This is a genomic window from Bifidobacterium sp. ESL0800, from assembly GCF_029395355.1.
Taxonomy (GTDB): Bacteria; Actinomycetota; Actinomycetes; order Actinomycetales; family Bifidobacteriaceae; genus Bifidobacterium.
The window spans coordinates 125,537-144,853 of sequence record NZ_CP113913.1 but is presented as its reverse complement, the minus strand read 5'-3'; the positions used below and the strand labels follow the sequence as shown (position 1 = coordinate 144,853).

Genomic DNA, 19,317 nt, shown 5'->3' with positions numbered 1-19,317 from the left:
CCTGCACAACAATAGGGTTTACTGCTGTAAACAACGCGTTTTCGTTTCCGACCCACATAGTGCTGTCGCCCGCCGCGCACAACCAATGGCACGACGGGCGACTAACGCTCAATCATCAAGTCGGTCTGATACAGACCGGCTTATTCACTTCTTCTTGGATTCGGTCTTCGGTTCAGGCGCCTTGAGATCGCCTTCGGACTTTCCGGAGCCCTTGTCTTCCTTCTTAGAAGGCTGACCATCCTTGCGCTCGATCTCCTTCATCTCGAAGGTCTCGATGATGTCGCCTTCCTGGATGTCGTTGAAGGAGCCGAGGTTGATACCGGCCTCGTAGCCTTCCTTGACGGACTGCACGTCGTCCTTGAAACGACGCAGCGAAGTGATTTCCAGATCGTTGACCGTGGTGACGCCATTGCGCAGGATACGTGCCTTGGTTCCACGCTTGACCTCGCCGTCCTGGACCATAACGCCGGCGATGTTGCCGAACTTGGAGGAACGGAAGATCTGGCGGATCTCGGAATGGGAGGTGGTGACCTCTTCGTACTCCGGCTTGAGCATGCCCTTCAAGGCGGCTTCGATGTCCTCGATGGCCTTGTAGATGACGGAGTAGTACTTGATCTCCACGCCCTCGCGGTCGGCGAGATCGGCGACCTGACGGTTCGGACGGACGTTGAAGCCGATGATGACGGCCTTGTCGACCGTGGCCAAGTTGACGTCGTTCTGCGTGATAGCGCCGACGCCGCGGTGGATGACCTGGATGCCGACCTCGTCGGACACCTCGATCTTCATCAGGGAGTCTTCCAGCGCCTCGACGGAACCGGAGGAATCGCCCTTGATGACGATGTTGAGCATGTCGACCTCGGACTTGGCGAACTGCTCCTTCAAGCTCTCGAGCGAGACGACCTTGCGGCGCTTGGCCAGCTGGGCCGCGCGTTCGGAGGCCTGACGCTTCTCGGCAATCTGGCGGGCGGTGCGGTCGTCGGGGGCGACCAGGAAGAGGTCGCCGGCGCTCGGCACGCTGGTCAGGCCCAGCACCTGGACAGGTGTGGAAGGCGCTGCGGCCTTCATGGTCTTGCCATCCTCGTTGAGCATGGCACGCACGCGGCCGTATGAAGTGCCGGCCACGATGGCGTCGCCCACATGGAGCGTGCCCTGCTGCACCAGCACGGTCGCCACGGCGCCGCGTCCCTTGTCGAGCCTTGCCTCGACGGTCGCGCCACGAGCGTCCATATCGGGGTTGGCCTTGAGGTCGAGTTCCGCATCGGCGGTCAGGAGGATCGCTTCAAGCAGCTTGTCGACGTTGGTGCCCAGTTTCGCGGAGATGTCGACGAACATGGTGTCGCCGCCGTATTCTTCGGGGACCAGGCCGAATTCGGTCAACTGGCCACGCACCTTTTCGGGGTTCGCGCCTTCGACATCGATCTTGTTGACCGCGACCACGATCGGCACCTTGGCCGCCTGCGCGTGGTTGATGGCCTCGACCGTCTGCGGCATCACGCCGTCATCGGCCGCGACAACGAGCACTGCGATGTCGGTGAGCTCGGCACCGCGGGCACGCATGGCGGTGAACGCCTCGTGACCAGGGGTATCGAGGAAGGTGATCTTGCGTGGCGTGTCTTCCAGATCGACGGTTACCTGGTAAGCGCCGATACGCTGGGTGATGCCACCGGCCTCTCGCGCGGAGACGTTGGTCTTGCGGATGGTGTCGAGCAGGCGGGTCTTGCCGTGGTCGACGTGACCCATGACGGTGACCACCGGCGGACGCGGCTTCAGGTCCTCGTCATCCTGCAGTTCTTCGGCATCAAGATTGATGTCGAACTGCTGCAGGATCTCCTTGTCCTCCTCTTCGGCGGAAACGATCTTGACATTCCAGCCGATCTCCTCGCCCAGAATCTGGAACGTGGCTTCATCGAGGGACTGGGTGGCCGTAACCATCTCGCCCAAGTGGAACATGACCGTCACCAAAGCGGCAGGATTGACGTTGATCTTTTCGGCGAGGTCGGCGAGCGTGGCTCCTTGACGGAGCTTTACGGTCTGACCATTGCCGGCGGGGATGCGAACGCCGCCGATGGTAGGAGCTTTGATCTCCTCGTAATCACGACGTTTCGCGAGCCTGTTCTTACGAGCCCTCGAGGACTTTCCGCCCTGACGACCGAACGCACCTGCTGCACCGCCGCGACCGCGACCGCCGCCACGCGACGGGCCGCCGCCGCCCTGATAGCCGCCGCCGTTGCCGTTGCCGCCACCGAAGCGGCTGCCGCCACGACCTTGGGATTCGCCCTGGCCCTGACCAGGACGGTTGTGTCCCCACTGCCCTGGACGTGCACCCTGGGACGAGCGTCCGTTGCGGAACCCGCCACGACCACCGTTACGTCCTCCACGGCTGTTGTTGACCGTCGGACGAGCCATCGGATGCGGGCGCGGGATGCCGCTGGGCATAGGCGCATGCATGCCCTGCTTGCGGCTGAACGGGTTGTTGCCCGGACGAGGCCCGCTCCCTGCATGCGCCGAGTGCGGGGTGGGTTGCGCCCCACCATTGCCGGGACGCGGGGAACCGCCGTTGTGCGAACCATTCGCACCCGGCCTCATGCCGCCATTGTTGCCATGGAAACGCTGGTTGTTGCGCGGCCCGGGCATACCGCCCTGACGACGCCCATGATCGCGACCACCGTGTTCATTATGCCCACGATTGCCCTCATATTCATGGTTTCCTCCCTCATGGCGCGTTCCATGAGGCTGGCCACCACGCGAAGACTCATGATGGGAACCGGCGCCGGGCTTGGCGGGGAAATGCGAATGAGCCTGCTCCCCCGGCTTTGCACTGGTCGGGTTTTGACGCTGGTGATTGCTGCCCGGCTTGGCGCCGTGGGCGGAAGGCTTGGACTTTGCCGAAGCGCTGCCGGCTCCGGAGTTGTCATTTTGAGGAAACGCGGCCCGCAATTTGCGAACGACCGGCGCCTCCACTGTGGAGGATGCGGATTTGACGAACTCCCCCATGTCCTTCAGCTTCTGAAGGACGGCTTTACTATCTACGCCAAACTCTTTAGCGAGTTCATATACGCGCTGTTTTGCCACTCAGTTTTCTCCTACTATTGTGACCGCGCGTACATGCACGGTCAATGTATTGTTACGGCGAGCTTACCCAGACTCATCGTGCGACCATGATTGTGTTACCTCGTCTCCGCCGACATGCGGACACACTGCGTGCCCGCACTCGGATTGCTGATTTCCAGCATACTCGTGATGCTGGATTGCAGACTATTGTTCGTTTCCTGCCGTTTTGCCCTCTTCGGCCGCCTTTGCCGCAGCCTGAGCCAGAGCTGCAGTATGGGCCTCGCTGGACTCGATACCGATCTTCCAACCGGTGAGTTTGGCGGCGAGACGGGCGTTCTGGCCTTCCTTGCCGATGGCGAGCGAAAGCTGGTCGTCGTGGATGTAGGCGATGGCCGTCTTGTTCTTCTCGCTGACGATGTCGACACCGGTGGCGACGGCCGGCGAGAGCGCCGAACCGACGAACTTGGCCGGATCCTTCGACCAGTCGACGATATCGATCTTTTCAGGTCCGAGATTTTCCATCACCGCACGCACGCGAGCGCCGCCGGGCCCGATCAGGGCACCCTTGGGATTGACGCCTTCGGTGTTGGCACGAACGGCGATCTTCGTACGGGCGCCGGCCTCACGGGCGATGGCCATGATCGAGACCGCGCCGCTGACCAGCTCGGGCACCTCACGCTCGAAAAGCTTGCGCACCAGCTCAGGGTGCGAACGCGACACGACGATTTCGGGACCCTTCAGGCCACGGCCGACGGTGACGACATAGACGCGCAGACGGTCGCCGTGGCGATAATGCTCGCCCGGCACCTGCTCACGCTTGGGAAGAATCGCCTCGACATCACCCACGGCGACATGCACATTGGCCGGATCCTTCGTATCCTGCTGGATGACGCCGGTGATGAGCTTGCCCTTCTGGCCGGCGAAGGCGCCGAGCACACGCTCGTCCTCCGCATCGCGGAAAAGCTGACGAATCACCTGGCGAGCGGTCGAAGCCGCCAAACGTCCGAAATCATGCGGGGTGTCATCGTATTCTTCGCCGAGTTCCGGACGCGGGTGCGGGTCCTCCTCGGTGGGTTCCACAGGCTTTTCGTCCCTCGCCCAGATGGTGAAGGTGCCGGCACGATCGTCAAGTTCGACGCGGGCGTGTTTCGCCGCATGTGGTGTTTTGCTGTAAGCCAATAGCAACGCTTCAGAAAGTGCGTTGTCAAGTGTTTCAGAATCGATTCCCTGCCCTGCCGCGAGCTGATGAATACCTGTCAGGTCCAGTTCCATGGTCGCAAGACCTCCTATATGAAATTATCTGCCGAGCTCTGCAAGCTCTATGAAGTCATAATCATTCAGTATTCTAGTGTTTTATGCAGACACGTCGCGTTTTTTCCTCTTTGCGCAATTTCCTCAGTCGGCGTGTCCTTCCGGGGATTGCCATAGCGGCTTTCATCATTCCTCTTTCGGCCTGCAACGCACCGAGAATCGAATCACCCGTGGAGTCCGCAGGGCCCTGCAAAGTCGCCTATACCAATGCCGTTATCGACAACGCCCATGCCATCGCAGGCAACCCGTTCATCGACCGCTATCTATCCGCCGGCAACGCGGCGAAATCCTGGCGTGAAGCGGCCACGCTCTGCCCCTCGCAATTCAGCGTATACACCATGAAAAGCGCACAAATGCAATGGTTGCAGCGCAATCTCTCTTCACTCGTCGACGCACCTGCGGCCCAACCCGACGCCGCACTTGCCAGTCTCGACAATATCGTCGCGCTGAATATCGGCAACGACACCCTCGGCTCGTTGGCTTTGGCGGAAGACAGAGCGGGCTTTGAAATCGAGCTTCTCGCCGCCAAAGGCATTGACAATGCCACCCTGCAATTAAGCGACGACCACAAAGCCATCGCCTCGCGCCTTATCTCTTTGGAAACGCGGGACGCCGGTGCTGCCAACGCTCCCAACGACCCGCGCGAGAAAGTCTACGACGTGGCCAACCTCGTCGCTCATCCTGATACCATAACCGACCCGAGCACCGGACTACGGGCCTCAACTGTCGCGGTTGCCGAGATGAATTGTGCCAGGGAATCGCTGACCGCGCTTTCGCAGGCGTTGCCGGAAGCGTCCGAATCCGACGATTCCGCTGCGGGCACCGGTTCCAACCCCAACAATCCGAGGACCGAAAGCAGCAGCAAATCGTTGGCCGTGCTTTCCGAGCTCATTTCCTCGCGTATTTATTTGGCACTATCGCTGGGATATCCGGCCTTTGATGCCGCTTTGTACGAGTGATTGTATGAGGATTCCTGCTCGGTGCGGCACGGCGCGCGGGCAAACGGTAGACGACGTTGCAAGTAAACCGTAGACGACGGTATAGGCATTCCCCACCGTGACGAATGTCTCACAATACGGCCGCCTGATACGGCTTCAAGCCCAGCACCTTTGAGCCGCCCGGCACTTGGGCTGTGAGCTGCTACGAAAACGCCCCCGAAACCGAGGCTCCGGAGGCTTGACGCGGATAAGGCGAGATTCCGTCAAAAGCATGGCCGGAATCGTTGGAATCATTGGCCTTTGCATGTCCACCCGAAGCGCCCGCGCCCCGCATCTCGCCCCGTTAGAAATGTTTCCTTACGGTTACATACGGGCCTATACGACACACCGCCAACTTGAAAACAGAATATTCATCGGTCGCGTTTGCCGCGCTGCTCATGACAGAGCCATAAGCTCACGATCGATGGCACGACGGATGAACTCGCTACGGGAGATGCCCTGCCCCTTGGCCACACGATTCATCGCCTTCACACGGGACTCCGCCACCGGTGCGGAAACCGTCTCCATCGTTCCTTCTCCATGGGACGCCCCTGCATAACCTGCGAAAAATCAAAATCGGAATAATCGCCGGCTTCCACCTTGTCGACCGTACGATTCACATCGCCCTCGGTCGTCCCAAAAAGCCTGTACAGTTCCTCGTCGCACATAATCCGCTCCTCGCTAAACCTAATGAGTTTTCTTGCCTGAGCCGATATATCGCCTATACAATGCCGCGTATTGGGAAGGATCGAGTCTGATGCCGCTGGTGTTCGAGGGAACATACTCCCCTCTGCCCAGCGCCTTGGGATCAGGGCCAGCGACGAGCGGCTCATCCAACGGTTTGACGATGGTGTCGAACATCCGTTCAAGCAACGACAGGTCATCGTCACGCATGGCCGCGATCGACGCCTGGTCATTGAATTCCTTGGTCACCAATCCCCAATCGAAATGCCAACCGGCATCATGGGCGACCAGCTCCCAGAAGAACCGCTGCGCACGACCATTACCCTCCCGGAAGGGATGCAGGTTGTTGAGGTTGTCGTAGCTGACGCTCAGCCGTTCGACGAACGTCCTACGGTCCATGCCCCTGAACATGCCATCCTCACGCAACACGGACTCTACATATTGCGCTCCGGTCTCAAGGAACGCGACCGGCAGGAATGTCGAACCGCCCTTGGAGATATCCACTCTACGAAACTCGCCCGCCCATGGATACACCTCGGAAAACAATGAACGATGAATAAAACACAACTGGCCGATGGTCCCATCAGCCCGCAGCCGCTCTCGCCGCAACCCGGCACTGGAATAAGTGACGAGCATGCTCTCCGCACGCAGCAGATCCTTCTGTGTTTTCGCTCCGACCAGATTGACGAGTACATCCGTGCCACTTATAAGATACGGATCGACAAACCCACCGTCATCAGGCATGAGACATCTCTAAACGAACTCGGTTCCTAACGCGCCTGCCCCATTCATCGAAATCTATGCCACCGAAAATATATTCCTTCGCATCCGCCATGAACCGCCCATCCACATGCTGCCCCTCCATCTCCGTGGAGTGCACAGCCTGGTACACATCCTGCGCGCGCTTCTCAACACCAGTCATAGCCGGCCTCCTTCATGGGCAATAGGAATTGACTTATATTCAGCATAACGCATTCGCGCCATATAAACGAAAATCTTGACCTCAAGAACAATCTCCACAGATAGGTATACTTGGAGCATGTCGGGTACGGCAGCGTTACCCATCCGGACCATAAAAGGCGGGCAAGAAGCTTTTCACCGGATGGCGTCGAAACCGACGGGGCGTCCCTGAATCGTCCCTCTACTAACGCCGCGGGCCGGCATCCGAATCAAATCGGATGCCGGCCCAACGGATTTTTGCTCTTCTTCTCAGCCAGTGATGTTGTGGGTCAGCCAGAGGGCCACGGCATGGCTCAAAGTCTTGGCGCCCAGTTTCTTGCGGATCGTGCGGGTGTGCGAGCGTATCGTGGCCGGGGCGGTGTTGAGGGATTCGGCGATTTCCTCGTTGGTGAATCCTTCCGAGGTCTGTTGGAGAATCTGTTGCTCGAGGTCGCTCAGGGAGTCGAAGATGTCGTTTTGCTCCGGGGTGGCCTCTGCGGCCTGGCAGGCGTCTTCCGGGCTGGGGAACGATATGTCGGTTTCCGGCGAGAACGTATCTCCGGCGGCGACGTTGTTGAGAGCCGCGACCATTTGCTGCATGTTGCCTTTGACCATGAATCCTTGCGCGCCGGCCTGTGAAAGCTGCCGGGCGTATTTTCTGGGGCTGAACGAGCTCATCGCCAGGATGGGCACCGCGCACCGTCCGCGGCGGATACGGCGGCAGACCTCCATGCCGGTGGTCCCGTCGAGCTCGACGTCGGTGATGAAAAGATCGGGCCGCCATTGCTCGTCCAGGCAGCGACGGACGGCCTCGTCGGCGCTGGCCGTGCTCCAGGCGACGACAAGGCCCGGCAGCAGTTTCGGCAGCACCGACGTGATCCGGTCCAGCGAGAGCCTGTCGTTGTCCAGTATCCCCGTCTTCAATGCCTGTTTCATGCCCCTCCAGTCCTCGCCTGCCTATCCCCATGCCAATTCTACATTCCGGAACGACGCTCCCCCGTATAAGGCTAGCGTCGCACCGTGGACGGGTTGCGGCGGCGAGGTAGAATCTGGGAAGTGCCGGCGGTGGCGTCGCCGCATGTCAAGGCGGGTTTCGGAGGGATTGCATGTCAAAGATACTCGGATACGTGAAGGCTCCCGGGAAACGAGGCCTCTGCATCTGGGCCGCGGCGTGCTGCCTCGTCGTGTGCGCCGAAACGCCGTTCTGGCATCCGCATGGCCTGTGGTCGTGGGTCTCGCTTCTGGTCCAGTTCCTGCTCAGCATGGCCATCGCGGTTTCTCCGGTGCCGGCGTGCGTCGCCCACATCCTGTTCTATGGCGCGGTCGAGGCTTTGGGATTGCCGGTGGCACAATCCGCTTTCGTTATGCTTCCCGTAATCGGCCTATTGGCCTACCAAGCCATGCCGCTGTATGCGATTGGTGGGGTGTGCCTGCTTTCGGCCGCCAACATGCTGTTCAACGTCCACGAGCATTATCGGGGTGCGGTCACCAGCGGCCTGGCGGCGGGCATGTTTTATCTCGCCGTCGCCGTCGTCGGCATCATCCTGGCCAACAGGCGGGACTCGATAGCCGCGAGGGAGCGGCTGTTCGAGGCGCAACGCGCGCAACGCGAACTCGACGAGATCAAGGGCAACCAGCGGCTCGCCAAGCGGATCCACGATTCGATAACGCAGGAGATCTCGGCCATCGCGATCCAGTCGTGGCAGTGGAAGGACGACGACACGATCCCGGAAGAGCCGAAGAAGGCTCTGGATGCCATCTACAAGGCCTCGCAATCCGCTCTCAACAACATGCACGAGGTCGTAGACGTCCTGAAACTCGACCAATCCGACGTGACGGAACCACAAGCGGAGAGCAATGACGATACTTCCCGTCCCGTCGACCTGAATCAGGCCGTCCGCGAACTGGTCGGCAAGGAGCAGCGGTCGATGGACGGGCTCGGCTACCGCGGCCGGTCGGCGGTCGGCCGTTACGATTCTGAGATTCCCGTAAGTGAGGACGAGGCGGCGATCGTCACGGACTGCATCCGGGAGCTGTACGCCAACATCATCAGGCACACCATTCCCGGAAAGGACACCTTCGCCCTGTCCGTCTCGATCGACGCCGAAAGGGTCACGCTGACCGAGACGAACACCATATCGCGTCCGCAGACCGGCGACATTCCGCTCGGCCATGTACGGCACGGCCTGGGCCTCAAAGCCCACCGGCGCGAGATCGAGGACGCCGGCGGCGTGGTACGCTCGCGGGCGGACGACGACGGCTGGTTCATCCATATCGAGATACCGCTGAAAGGAAGACAAAAAGACTGATACCGGCCTCCTTCCGGCTGCACAGCCGGTGACAGCGCCCTCATCTTCCAGCCGGCCGCAATCGCCCTCCCCCGCTGCATGTTCGTGCACTCTTTCCGCCTGCGACTGCACAAACGTGCAGCGCTTTCCGGTTTCCGGCCCCGGCAGCGGCCAGCCGACGTATCGTCATTCCAGTCCCCGCGATAAGGCGGGCAACGGGAAAGGAAAGACGATGACGGGTTTGCGGGTCAGCCATCTGACGAAACGTTACCGGGGCAACGACTTCGATTCGCTGCACGACGTCAGCTTCGAGGTCGGCAAAGGCGAGATCGTGGGGCTTGTCGGCAAGAACGGCGCGGGCAAGACCACGCTGATGAAGATGATCGCGAAGGCGCAGAGGCCCTCGTCCGGCAGCGTGTCCTACAACGGGGCCGACATCTTCGGCCAGGATCGCGTCCTGGAACCGTTCGGCATCATGATCGGCGCGATATTCCTGCCGTACCTGAGCGTCGAGGACAACCTGTCCTTCTACCTGAAACTGCACGGCAAATCCAGATACGAGCCGAACATCCGCCCCACCCTCGAACTGGTCGACCTGTGGAGGAAACGCGAGCGGAAGCCAAGCGGGTTCTCGTTCGGCATGAAGCAACGGCTCGCGCTGGCGATGTGCATGGTCGACGAGCCCGAATTCATGATCCTGGACGAGCCGTTCATCGGCCTGGACCCCGACGGGGTGCACGAACTCATCGGCGTGCTGAAACGCTGGGCGGCCGACCGCGACACCACGATCCTCATCTCGAGCCACCAGCTGGCGGAACTCGAGGCCATCTGCACACGCTACCTGTTCCTCGACAACGGCAGGCTCGCCCGCCAGCTCGCCGGGACCGGCAACGAGCTCACCGTCATCAGGCTCTCCCGGCCGCTGGACGACCCGCGGGACTTCAAAGGCATGCACCCGCAGGTCGCCGCCGTCTCCGCGGACGGTACCTCACTGAGCATCGACACCTCCAAAGGCCCATTGAACGGCGTGCTCTCGGAACTGACCCTCACCTGCGGCGTCGCCGGCATCACGGTCCAACACAACGGACTCGACACGCTTTTCGGAAAGGAACAACAATGACACGCCTCATCTTCAGGAACCTGCTGCGCACCAAGGAAGCCATCATATTCCTCTGCTTCAGCCTCTTCCCTATACTGCTGCCCATCGCCGCGCAGTTCAGCACGAAATTCATGCAGTTCAGCGGCGACAAAGGCTCGACCGACTGCCTCTCCTTCTTCGGGGCCGTGCTCAACGTCAACTACCAGACCATCCTGCCCATGATCGTGCTGATCTACCTGGTCGCCACGACCTTCTACACCGAGGCCCGGGAAGGCACCCTGTTCCTCTACAAGGACATCAGCAGGCGCAAGGTCTTCATGGCGAAGACGGCCGCGCTGGCCGGGGTGGTCGCCATATACGCCGTCCTGCTGTTCATTGTCAGCACGGCCGTCTATTACCTCTACATGACCGGCCAGCCCTACGCCTCGGGCACGTTCCTGCCCATCGACGCCGACACCGCCCAAAGCGCCGCGTTCGACATCATCGGCACCATATTCGCCATGCTGCTGTGCCTGCTGGTGGCGGCCCTGGTCTCCCAACGATTCGGCACGGGCATCACGATGCTCGTCTCCATCCTCTACATCCTGACCTCGCAAATCGCCCCGATGCTCGACACCCTGCGCTATTTTCTGCCCAACGCCTACAGCGCGCTGGTCGACACCCTCGGATTCACGCCCGCGATGGGCGCGGCGACAGCCCTGTTCATCATCTACAGCGCAATCCTGCTGGCATGGGGCAACCACGCCTACAAGACACTCGAATACTAGAACCACACAGACCGGCACGACGGAATCAACAGGCTATGACCTCCCCGCCCACGCCGGTAGGCGATGCCATAGCCGAAAGCTTCCATGAGCAGGCCGATGATGAGGTAGACGCCATCGTCAATCTTGTCATCCCAGCGCCGAAATCGTTGCTGCTACTGGCTTTTCGGCAAAACAAATGGGTTCCAAGCAGATGCTCGGAACCCATTTTGTAATGCGGATAAGGCGAGATTCGAACTCGCGGAGGATTTCTCCTCACACGCTTTCGAGGCGTGCTCCTTAGACCGCTCGGACACTTATCCATGTGCTGCGAAAACGCAACTTTTCTAGTATAAGGCAACGTGCCAACCGGCGCAACCGGGCGTGGCGCACTTAATCGAGCGTGCGGCGGGCGCGGATGGATCGCGCCCGGCCGGCAAGTTCGGAGTCCGGCGGGTAGGCAACGTGCTCCAACGTCAGACCGCAGGCAGCGATGGGGCCGGTCGAGCCTTCGCGTTCGGGTTTGGCCATCTTGTGCGCGAACCATTCGAGCGACTTGCGGTGCCGGCCGACCTGTACGCAGGCGTTGACCAGCGAACGCACCATATTGTGCGCGAAGGCGTCGGCCACGATGGTGAAACACACCAGCCCGGACTCAAGCGACGGCACGATGTAGTTCTGATTGGCTTCAGCCGTTGCCTGAAACGCCACCGGGGACGTCAATTCAGCCAATCGGACGGTTGAGTGATGATCCGATTCTTGGCCATCCATTGCTCCTGTCGCGTCCGCGGCCGCCGAATCCTCGGGTTTTGACGTGGATCCGAGGGCGGCGTCGCCAATTGCCGCAGTATCCAGTTCAGCCGAATCATGATAAGAACCGAGAGCATCACCATACATCCCTGTTACGGGCACACGCCGCCACACCGCCTGCTTGACCTCGCGGATGGTGGTGCCGCCGGGATTGGGGGTGGCAAAGGAGCCGAAATCATGCAGGCCGATAGTCATGGCCGCGGCCCGGTTCATCGCCTGAATGTCAAGCGTATCTTCGATATTCCAGACGAAACCGCGCAACCTCGGATCGGCCGATCTCAACCCATCCGAAATCCGATAGACATACGTACGTTGTAAAGCCGAGAAACGGGCGTCGAAGCCATCCGGTGCCACCGACACATGGTGCAGAGCGATATCGGCCGGCAACGCGTGCCTTAGGCGCCGTTCAAGGGCCACCGTAGCGGGAACATCCATATGTCCGACGCAACGCTGCAGGGTCTCTTCCGACACGTCAAGATGGCAGACTTGCTGCGCAGCATGCACTCCCGTATCGGTTCGGCCGGCAACCACCAATTGCAGTGATTCATCGGCTCCAGGCCGCGCCTCAAGCCGGCAATCGCGTTTTGCTCCGCCAGAAGCGGCATCACTTGGTTGAACCGTTCGCCCGGAGCGGCCTGACACATGCAGAATCTTACTGAGTGCCTCCTCAAGCTCCCCCTGCACGGTACGCAGGCCGGGCTGCTTCGCCCAACCGTGGAAGCCGCCGCCGTCGTATGCCAAGTCAATTCGTAGTCTCATCGTTGCCAGTATACGTGCCGCACCGTCTTGCGAACCCGGTACATCAGAACCAACAGCAAAAATACGCTGAATAGAAGAAAAATGTGACTAACTCTGTATCGTTCACGAACATGCAGAATAAATCACAAAAAGACCGACGAAAACGTGATTATCTCTGCAAATCCGCAAATATGCAGAATAAATCACAGAAAACAGGAGAAAACTGTGATTATCTCTGCATTGCGCCTGAACATGAAGAACAAATGACAGCATTAGACAAGCTGGAGAGCAAACCGTCATGATAGGGAGCGCACCATCGTACTAGACGAAAAGAAGGCCGGAGACTTGCATCTCCGACCTTCTTATGAAAAGAACTCAGTGAATCCTAACGACTCACTTCTCTTCCTTGTCAGCCTTCTTGGCTGCGGACTTCTTCGCAGGAGCCTTCTTGGCCTTCGCATCGGCGTCCTTGGCTTCGGTCTTCTTGACCTCGGCCTTGTCGGCGGCGACATCGGCGTTGACCTCAGTCTCCTTGGCCTCGGCCTCGTCGACAGCCTTGTCCGTCTTGGTCTCGGCGGCCTTAGCGGCGCTCTTCTGAGCCTTGGCTTCGGTCTCTTCAACCTGAGCCTTGTCGACGGCTGCCGCAGCGGAGGCTTCCGCTTCCTTGACCACGGACTGCTTGGCGCTGACCGGCTCGGTGACGAGCTCGATGATGGCGCGCGGCGCGTTGTTGCCCTTGGCCGCGGCGATCTTGACGATGCGGGTATAGCCACCCTCACGCTGCTTCATCTGCTCGGCGATCTCCGTGAAGAGCTTGTGCACGATGGACTTGTTGCGGATGACACGCATCACGCGACGGCGATGAGCGAGGTCGCCCTTCTTGGCGAAGGTGATCAGGCGCTCGGCCACCGGACGGAGGCGCTTGGCCTTCGGCAACGTGGTGACGATGCGGCCGTGCTCGAACAGGCTGGTGGCCATGTTCGCGAGCATCAAACGCTCATGAGCCGGGCTTGAAGCCAGGTGCGGCCCTTTTCTAGGTGTAGGCATTATTACTCCTTAACGCCCCGGTTTTACGCCGTTCAGGTGGGCATACGCCCGAACATCCGAACGGCACCGAAGCTTAAAATGAAGTTGGCTCTTACTCGTCTTCGGGCGAGAAGAAGGTGCCACCTTCAAGGTTGTTGGTATCGAAGCCCAGCGGAGAGGCCTTCAGCGAGAGACCCATGCTTTCGAGCTTCTCCTTGACCTCATCGATTGACTTCATACCGAAATTACGGATGTCGAGCAGATCCTGCTCGGTGTGGGACACCAATTCACCAACGGTGTGGATACCTTCACGCTTCAGGCAGTTATAGCTGCGCTGGGTGAGATTGAGTTCCTCGATCGGAATCGACATCTCCGGGTTGACTTCTTCTTCAACCGGAGCAGGGCCGACCTCGACGCCTTCCGCCTGCGTGTTGAGTTCACGGCACAGGCCGAAGAGCTCAACCAGGGTGGAACCGGCGGAGGCGACGGCATCGCGCGGCGAAATCGCCGGCTTGGTCTCCACATCGAGGATGAGCTTGTCGAAGTCCGTGCGCTGTTCGACACGGGTGGCCTCGACCTTGTAGCTCACCTTGAGCACCGGGGAGTAGATGGAATCGACCGGGATACGACCGATCTCATCGTTGTCCTGCTTGTTCATCTGCGCGGGGACATAGCCACGGCCGCGCTCGACGGTGAACTCGATCTCGAGTTCCCCATCTTCGGCGAGGGTGGCGATATGCATATCCGGGTTGGCGATGGTGACGCCGGCCGGAGGGGTGATATCCCCCGCGGTGGCCTCGCCCTTGCCGCTTTTACGCAGATACATGACAACCGGTTCGTCATATTCACTGGTAAGCACGATTCCCTTGATGTTCAGCAGGATTTCGGTGACATCCTCTTCGACGCCTGGCAGAGTGGTGAACTCGTGCAGGGCACCGGAGATACGCACGGAAGTGACTGCAGCCCCGGGAATGGAGCTCAACAGAGTACGACGCAACGAATTACCGAGCGTATAGCCGAATCCCGGCTCGAGCGGCTCGATGGTAAAACGAGAACGCTGCGGATTCAGTGATTCCTCAGTAAGTTGCGGACGCTGTGCAATAAGCACTGTGTTATCCTTTCAGCTTCTGACTGGTGGTGCACTCACTGGTCATAAGCGGGTTGGACGGATGGTTAAATGAAGTGCTTCAGACGCGGCGGCGCTTCGGAGGGCGCACACCGTTATGAGCCTGCGGGGTGACATCGGTGATCGAACCGACCTCAAGACCTGCGGACTGCAGGGAGCGGATGGCGGTTTCGCGACCGCTGCCCGGACCCTTGACGTAGACGTCAACCTTCTTGACGCCATGTTCCTGCGCCTTACGGGCGGCCGATTCAGCGGCCATGCCTGCGGCGTAGGGAGTGGACTTACGTGAGCCCTTGAAACCGACATCGCCACCGGAAGCCCAGGCCACGACTGCGCCCGAAGGATCCGTGATGGAGATGATGGTGTTATTGAAAGTGGACTTGATGTGCGCTTGGCCGACCGGTACCGACTTGCGGTCACGGCGACGGGGCTTGCGCGCGGCTTGCTTTGCAGCTGCCATTGATCCTCGTTTCCTTACTTACGAATGATTCCTACGTCACGAAGAGCCTGGAACGCACGCAACGAACTTGCGACGCCCCGTCCCTCTTCATAACTGCTTGAGGCCTTACTTGACGGCCTTCTTCTTTCCAGCGACGGTACGCTTCGGGCCCTTGCGGGTACGGGCGTTGGTCTTGGTGCGCTGACCGCGCACGGGCAGACCGTGACGATGGCGCTGGCCCTGATAGCAGTTGATCTGAATCTTGCGACGAATATCCGCATCGACTTCACGACGCAGATCGCCTTCAATCTTGTAGTTGGCCTCAAGATAGTCACGCAGCGTAATAAGCTGCTCGTCGCTCAGATCCTTGACGCGGGTATCCGGATTGACTCCGGTGGCGGCAAGCGTTTCCTTCGCGCGAGTACGGCCGACACCAAAGATATAGGTGAGGGCGATCTCGATGCGCTTCTCATTGGGGATGTCGACTCCGGCAAGACGTGCCATTGCGATTCCTTCTATGTTTCCGTAGGTTTGTACCAAGTCACCCGGTTTCCCGGCTCGGGCCTACGTACCCGGGGTTCAGCTTTTGGGCTGCGACTCAGTACCTTTTATCTGGTCGGAGGTTTTCCGCTCAGCCTTGACGCTGCTTGTGGCGCGGGTTGGAGCAGATCACCATGACGCGACCGTGACGACGGATCACGCGGCAATTCTCGCAGATCCTCTTCACACTAGGGCTGACCTTCATGGTTTTCCTTTTCTGTACCTTTACTTATAACGGTACGTAATACGGCCGCGGTTCAGGTCGTAAGGGCTCATTTCGAGGACCACACGGTCCTGCGGGAGGATGCGGATATAATTCTTGCGCATCTTGCCCGAAATGGTGGCCAGCACGATGTGCTTGTTTTCAAGTTCGACGCGAAACATCGCGTTCGGCAGTGCTTCCACTACCTGACCTTCAACTTCAATCACACCGTCTTTAGCCATGAGCCTCATTCCGTTCTTTGGCTGATATTACATGTATGGCGCATCCGAAAACACACCAACTTCTTACTATATCAAAAGAAGGGACCAAATGCGACACGGCGTGTTGCATTCAATCCCTTCTTGTGGTAGTGACGGATTTGTACGTTACGAGGTCAATTGCATATCAGGTAACGAACCGGTCTCCTACCGAAAATCTCCCTCAGTCCAGAGCTGCGAAGATGTTCTTGGAAATGTCGTCGATCTCGCCTTGCCCGTCGATGGAGACAAGGCAGCCGCGCGACTTGTAGGTGTCGAGCAGCGGAGCCGTCTCTTCGTCATAGGTCTTGAGCCTCTGGGCAATCGCCTCGGCGTTGTCGTCGGCACGGCCCTCTTCAGCGGCACGCTTGGCGATGCGAGCCATCAGGATGTCACGGTCGGCGTCGAGTGCCACGACCTTGTCAAGCGGGGTGCCGAGCTCTTCGAGCATCGTGTCGAGCGCCTCGACCTGGGCCGCGTTGCGGGGGTAGCCGTCGAGGATCCAACCGTTCTTGGCGTCGTCCATGGCGAGACGATCCTTGACGATTTTGTTGGTCAGTTCGTCGGGGACAAGCTTGCCCTTGTCGGTATAGCTCTTGGCTTCTTGGCCGAGCGGGGTGTTGTTCTTCATGTTGTAGCGGAAAATGTCGCCGGTGGAGATGTGCGGGATGCCATAGTGCTCGGCGATCAGCTTGGCTTGCGTTCCCTTGCCCACTCCTTGCGGGCCCATGATCAATAGACGCATATCAACATCCACTTTCTTTTTGTTGTCGTTATCAAAATGATGCCTGCCCGTATATCTACAGACAAGCATCATTTCATTATTGTTTAAACATTATCAACGCTCAGGCCAAGTGAGGTCACTCGGACTTATCGTCAGTGTCCTGATCGTCTTCGGAAGAAGCTGTGTCGGCGTCCTTGACCCCGGAATCGTCAGCCGCAGCGGTATTCTCGGTATTTACCGTCTCGGTACCGTCTTCCTCGGTAGCCTCGCTTTCGGTGCCTTCCAGGACCGCGGTCGTTGCCTCGGACTTCTTGGACGTACTGACATCCTCGCCCTCGACGTGATCGGTGTCTTCAAGCAGGAAGCCGGTGTACTGGAACTGCTCGGTCTGGGCCTTCGCCTGACGCAAGGTGTCGAGGCCGACGCCCGCGATAATCAGGATGGTCGTGCCACCGAACGGAAGCCGGTTGTTGAGCTTCAGCATCATGATGAGCATCGTAGGAATCAACGCGACGAAGAGCAGGTAGACGGCACCGACCGTGTTGAGCCTGTTCATCACATAGCTCAGGTAACGGCTGGTGGCACTGCCGGCACGGATGCCGGGGATGAAGCCACCGTACTGCTTCATGTTGTCCGCCGTCTCATCGGGGTTGAAGGTGATCGACGTATAGAAGAAGCAGAAGAACACGATCATCACAGCGTAGAGCGCGATGTACCAGATCGAGGTGGTGTTGGCCAGATTGGTGTTGATCCACTTGACCCACTTCTGGTCGGACTTGCCGAACTGCGCGATCAGTGTCGGAATCGCCAGAATCGAGGAGGCGAAAATCGGCGGGATAACACCGGACATATTGATCTTCAGCGGAAGATAGGTGGAAGAGCCACCGTACATCTTGCGGCCGATCATACGACGCGTGTACTGCACCGGGATACGGCGCTGGGCCAGCTCGACGAAATCGACGAAGATGAGAATGACGACCAAGACCGCGACAACGATGCCGAAGTAGATCCAATTGCCGTTCTTGCCGTTGGTGCCCCAGCCGATCTGCCAAAGCTGCGGCAGGAAGCCGGAGCAGATGGACATGAAGATCAAGACGGACATACCTTGGCCGATGCCCTTGTCGGTGATCAACTCGGCCATCCACATAATCAGGCCGGTGCCACCGGTCATGATGAGGACCATGACCACGAGGTTCCACACCGATCCGTCAGGAACGACCTGACCGCACTGGTAGTTGAACAGCGCACCGGAACGTGCAGTGACCAGAATGGTGGTGGACTGCAGAATCGCCAGGCCGATGGTGAGATAACGCGTATACTGCGTCAGCTTGGTCTCGCCGGACTGGCCTTCCTTGTGCAGCGCCTCGAAACGAGGAATGACCACACGCAGCAGCTGGATGACGATGGATGCCGTGATGTACGGCATCACGCCCAATGCAAAGATGGAGAGCTGGAGCATGGCGCCGCCGGAGAAGAGGTTGACCAACCCGACGAAGTTCTCCTGCGTGGTCTTCATTGTGCCGACGCACTGCTGCACTACCTTGTAGTCCACACCCGGAGTCGGGATGAACGAACCGATACGGTAGATGATAATGATGCCGAGCACGAAGAGGATCTTGTGGCGAAGTTCCTTCGTCTTCAGGGCCTGGATTAACGTCCTCACCTGGATTTCCTTCCCTATTCGGCACAACTGATGTACCGATGCAAACACACTAAATGATAATCCTAGCGTCAAGCATCTACCAAACGCCACTGATTACACGACAAAACCCATCATTCTCCATCAATCTTGGATTTCATGCCGTGTCGTAAACCAATAAAGTGGTCCTCCTCGCTGATTGCAAGGAGGACCAGATACAACGCGTTTCGAGCCTAAGCCGAAAAGCGCAAAGACATCCGAATTACTCTTCGGAAATAGAGCCGCCTGCAGCTTCGATCTTGGCACGAGCGGACTTGGAAGCCTTCACACCCTTGAGCGTGAACGCGACCTTGGTCTCGCCGTCGCCCAGGACCTTGACAGGGTATCCGGCGCGAACGGCACCGGCCTTGACCAAGTCCTCGACACTGACCTCTCCACCCTTCGGGAACAACTCGGAGAGAGCGGAGACGTTGACAACCTGGAACTCCTTCTTGAAGGGGCTCTTGAAGCCGCGCAGCTTCGGCAGGCGCATATACAGAGGCAGCTGGCCACCTTCGAAGCCAGGACGAACCTGATAACGCTTCAAAGTGCCCTTGGCGCCACGTCCCGAGGTCTTACCCTTGGAACCCTCACCACGACCCACGCGGATGCGGTTCTTCTTAGCACCCGGCGCAGGACGCAGATCGTGCATCTGCAAAATCGTGTTTTCTTCTTGTTCTGCCAT

General features: G+C 59.2%; 20 protein-coding genes, 1 tRNA gene and 1 pseudogene. 5 read left to right on the top strand and 17 right to left on the bottom strand.

Annotated elements, in window-relative coordinates; translation table 11 throughout:
• Window positions 1–144: 144 nt before the first annotated feature.
• A complete protein-coding gene (gene infB, locus OZX75_RS00650; protein ID WP_525930248.1) occupies window positions 145–3,072 on the bottom strand; it encodes a translation initiation factor IF-2 in 2,928 nt (975 codons plus the stop codon).
• Between the two features lie 183 nt (window positions 3,073–3,255).
• Window positions 3,256–4,323 carry a transcription termination factor NusA gene (gene nusA, locus OZX75_RS00645; protein WP_277146318.1) on the bottom strand — a complete coding sequence of 356 codons (1,068 nt, stop codon included), beginning with the start codon at window positions 4,321–4,323 and terminating at the stop codon, window positions 3,256–3,258.
• A gap of 83 nt (window positions 4,324–4,406) precedes the next feature.
• Here nusA and OZX75_RS00640 point away from each other — a divergent pair, with 83 nt between their 5' ends.
• Window positions 4,407–5,321 (top strand): hypothetical protein, encoded by a 915-nt coding sequence (locus OZX75_RS00640; protein WP_277146317.1) that lies wholly within the window; start codon window positions 4,407–4,409, stop codon window positions 5,319–5,321.
• Between the two features lie 414 nt (window positions 5,322–5,735).
• Here OZX75_RS00640 and OZX75_RS00635 read toward each other — a convergent pair whose 3' ends face one another.
• The 4 genes from OZX75_RS00635 to OZX75_RS00620 all read right to left on the bottom strand — a co-directional run bounded on the left by OZX75_RS00635 (window position 5,736) and on the right by OZX75_RS00620 (window position 7,898).
• Entirely contained in the window at window positions 5,736–5,867 is a 132-nt protein-coding gene (locus OZX75_RS00635) for a ribbon-helix-helix protein, CopG family (protein WP_277146315.1), read from the bottom strand.
• Window positions 5,868–6,026: 159 nt separating this feature from the next.
• On the bottom strand, window positions 6,027–6,767 hold the full coding sequence (locus OZX75_RS00630; protein WP_277146313.1) for a Fic/DOC family protein: 741 nt from the start codon (window positions 6,765–6,767) through the stop codon (window positions 6,027–6,029).
• Window positions 6,760–6,945: an antitoxin VbhA family protein gene (locus OZX75_RS00625; protein ID WP_277146312.1), complete on the bottom strand. Its 186-nt coding sequence runs from the start codon at window positions 6,943–6,945 to the stop codon at window positions 6,760–6,762. The genes OZX75_RS00630 and OZX75_RS00625 overlap by 8 nt, the downstream gene beginning before the upstream one ends.
• Window positions 6,946–7,232: 287 nt before the next feature.
• Complete coding sequence (locus OZX75_RS00620; RefSeq protein WP_277146310.1) at window positions 7,233–7,898, bottom strand: response regulator transcription factor; 666 nt, start codon at window positions 7,896–7,898, stop codon at window positions 7,233–7,235.
• A gap of 170 nt (window positions 7,899–8,068) precedes the next feature.
• Between OZX75_RS00620 and OZX75_RS00615 the strand changes: the two genes are divergently transcribed.
• The 3 genes from OZX75_RS00615 to OZX75_RS00605 all read left to right on the top strand — a co-directional run bounded on the left by OZX75_RS00615 (window position 8,069) and on the right by OZX75_RS00605 (window position 11,116).
• Entirely contained in the window at window positions 8,069–9,271 is a 1,203-nt protein-coding gene (locus tag OZX75_RS00615) for a sensor histidine kinase (RefSeq protein ID WP_277146309.1), read from the top strand.
• 211 nt (window positions 9,272–9,482) lie between these two features.
• Complete coding sequence (locus tag OZX75_RS00610; RefSeq protein WP_277146308.1) at window positions 9,483–10,370, top strand: ABC transporter ATP-binding protein; 888 nt, start codon at window positions 9,483–9,485, stop codon at window positions 10,368–10,370.
• Window positions 10,367–11,116 (top strand): hypothetical protein, encoded by a 750-nt coding sequence (locus OZX75_RS00605; protein WP_277146307.1) that lies wholly within the window; start codon window positions 10,367–10,369, stop codon window positions 11,114–11,116. Before OZX75_RS00610 ends, OZX75_RS00605 begins: the two co-directional genes overlap by 4 nt.
• Window positions 11,117–11,330: 214 nt before the next feature.
• Here the strand turns inward: OZX75_RS00605 and OZX75_RS00600 are convergent.
• Window positions 11,331–11,415: transfer RNA gene (locus OZX75_RS00600), tRNA-Ser, on the bottom strand.
• 70 nt (window positions 11,416–11,485) lie between these two features.
• Window positions 11,486–12,661, bottom strand: coding sequence for a tRNA pseudouridine synthase A (locus OZX75_RS00595; RefSeq protein ID WP_277146306.1), 1,176 nt, complete (start codon window positions 12,659–12,661; stop codon window positions 11,486–11,488).
• Between the two features lie 110 nt (window positions 12,662–12,771).
• Here OZX75_RS00595 and OZX75_RS00590 point away from each other — a divergent pair, with 110 nt between their 5' ends.
• Window positions 12,772–12,942, top strand: a complete 171-nt coding sequence (locus tag OZX75_RS00590; protein ID WP_277146304.1) for a hypothetical protein — start codon at window positions 12,772–12,774, stop codon at window positions 12,940–12,942.
• 91 nt (window positions 12,943–13,033) lie between these two features.
• Here the strand turns inward: OZX75_RS00590 and rplQ are convergent, their stop codons facing one another.
• From rplQ to rplO, 9 genes and pseudogenes are all read right to left on the bottom strand, one after another.
• Entirely contained in the window at window positions 13,034–13,687 is a 654-nt protein-coding gene (rplQ, locus tag OZX75_RS00585) for a 50S ribosomal protein L17 (protein ID WP_277146302.1), read from the bottom strand.
• 91 nt (window positions 13,688–13,778) lie between these two features.
• Window positions 13,779–14,774 carry a DNA-directed RNA polymerase subunit alpha gene (locus OZX75_RS00580; RefSeq protein WP_277146300.1) on the bottom strand — a complete coding sequence of 332 codons (996 nt, stop codon included), beginning with the start codon at window positions 14,772–14,774 and terminating at the stop codon, window positions 13,779–13,781.
• Between the two features lie 79 nt (window positions 14,775–14,853).
• Window positions 14,854–15,252, bottom strand: coding sequence for a 30S ribosomal protein S11 (gene rpsK, locus OZX75_RS00575; protein ID WP_277146299.1), 399 nt, complete (start codon window positions 15,250–15,252; stop codon window positions 14,854–14,856).
• Window positions 15,253–15,357: 105 nt separating this feature from the next.
• Complete coding sequence (gene rpsM, locus OZX75_RS00570) at window positions 15,358–15,735, bottom strand: 30S ribosomal protein S13 (protein WP_277143870.1); 378 nt, start codon at window positions 15,733–15,735, stop codon at window positions 15,358–15,360.
• Window positions 15,736–15,862: 127 nt separating this feature from the next.
• A complete protein-coding gene (rpmJ, locus tag OZX75_RS00565; protein ID WP_043164480.1) occupies window positions 15,863–15,976 on the bottom strand; it encodes a 50S ribosomal protein L36 in 114 nt (37 codons plus the stop codon).
• Window positions 15,977–15,996: 20 nt separating this feature from the next.
• Complete coding sequence (gene infA / locus OZX75_RS00560; RefSeq protein ID WP_003808114.1) at window positions 15,997–16,215, bottom strand: translation initiation factor IF-1; 219 nt, start codon at window positions 16,213–16,215, stop codon at window positions 15,997–15,999.
• A 199-nt stretch (window positions 16,216–16,414) separates the two neighbouring features.
• On the bottom strand, window positions 16,415–16,975 hold the full coding sequence (locus tag OZX75_RS00555) for an adenylate kinase (RefSeq protein ID WP_277146298.1): 561 nt from the start codon (window positions 16,973–16,975) through the stop codon (window positions 16,415–16,417).
• Between the two features lie 310 nt (window positions 16,976–17,285).
• Window positions 17,286–18,617 (bottom strand): annotated as a pseudogene (gene secY / locus OZX75_RS00550) (preprotein translocase subunit SecY); the annotation flags it as partial.
• 238 nt (window positions 18,618–18,855) lie between these two features.
• On the bottom strand, window positions 18,856–19,317 hold the full coding sequence (rplO, locus tag OZX75_RS00545; RefSeq protein WP_277146297.1) for a 50S ribosomal protein L15: 462 nt from the start codon (window positions 19,315–19,317) through the stop codon (window positions 18,856–18,858).

What these genes read in the sequence shown, in the direction of transcription:
- rplO (WP_277146297.1), bottom strand. Translation starts at nt 19,317, where the DNA reads ATGGCAGAACAAGAAGAAAACACGATTTTGCAGATGCACGATCTGCGT.
- OZX75_RS00640 (WP_277146317.1), top strand. Translation starts at nt 4,407, where the DNA reads ATGCAGACACGTCGCGTTTTTTCCTCTTTGCGCAATTTCCTCAGTCGG.
- OZX75_RS00620 (WP_277146310.1), bottom strand. Translation starts at nt 7,898, where the DNA reads ATGAAACAGGCATTGAAGACGGGGATACTGGACAACGACAGGCTCTCG.
- OZX75_RS00615 (WP_277146309.1), top strand. Translation starts at nt 8,069, where the DNA reads ATGTCAAAGATACTCGGATACGTGAAGGCTCCCGGGAAACGAGGCCTC.
- OZX75_RS00555 (WP_277146298.1), bottom strand. Translation starts at nt 16,975, where the DNA reads ATGCGTCTATTGATCATGGGCCCGCAAGGAGTGGGCAAGGGAACGCAA.
- rplQ (WP_277146302.1), bottom strand. Translation starts at nt 13,687, where the DNA reads ATGCCTACACCTAGAAAAGGGCCGCACCTGGCTTCAAGCCCGGCTCAT.
- rpsM (WP_277143870.1), bottom strand. Translation starts at nt 15,735, where the DNA reads ATGGCACGTCTTGCCGGAGTCGACATCCCCAATGAGAAGCGCATCGAG.
- OZX75_RS00635 (WP_277146315.1), bottom strand. Translation starts at nt 5,867, where the DNA reads ATGGAGACGGTTTCCGCACCGGTGGCGGAGTCCCGTGTGAAGGCGATG.
- OZX75_RS00605 (WP_277146307.1), top strand. Translation starts at nt 10,367, where the DNA reads ATGACACGCCTCATCTTCAGGAACCTGCTGCGCACCAAGGAAGCCATC.
- OZX75_RS00595 (WP_277146306.1), bottom strand. Translation starts at nt 12,661, where the DNA reads ATGAGACTACGAATTGACTTGGCATACGACGGCGGCGGCTTCCACGGT.
- rpmJ (WP_043164480.1), bottom strand. Translation starts at nt 15,976, where the DNA reads ATGAAGGTCAGCCCTAGTGTGAAGAGGATCTGCGAGAATTGCCGCGTG.
- rpsK (WP_277146299.1), bottom strand. Translation starts at nt 15,252, where the DNA reads ATGGCAGCTGCAAAGCAAGCCGCGCGCAAGCCCCGTCGCCGTGACCGC.
- OZX75_RS00625 (WP_277146312.1), bottom strand. Translation starts at nt 6,945, where the DNA reads ATGACTGGTGTTGAGAAGCGCGCGCAGGATGTGTACCAGGCTGTGCAC.
- OZX75_RS00630 (WP_277146313.1), bottom strand. Translation starts at nt 6,767, where the DNA reads ATGCCTGATGACGGTGGGTTTGTCGATCCGTATCTTATAAGTGGCACG.
- OZX75_RS00610 (WP_277146308.1), top strand. Translation starts at nt 9,483, where the DNA reads ATGACGGGTTTGCGGGTCAGCCATCTGACGAAACGTTACCGGGGCAAC.
- infA (WP_003808114.1), bottom strand. Translation starts at nt 16,215, where the DNA reads ATGGCTAAAGACGGTGTGATTGAAGTTGAAGGTCAGGTAGTGGAAGCA.
- OZX75_RS00590 (WP_277146304.1), top strand. Translation starts at nt 12,772, where the DNA reads ATGCAGAATAAATCACAAAAAGACCGACGAAAACGTGATTATCTCTGC.
- nusA (WP_277146318.1), bottom strand. Translation starts at nt 4,323, where the DNA reads ATGGAACTGGACCTGACAGGTATTCATCAGCTCGCGGCAGGGCAGGGA.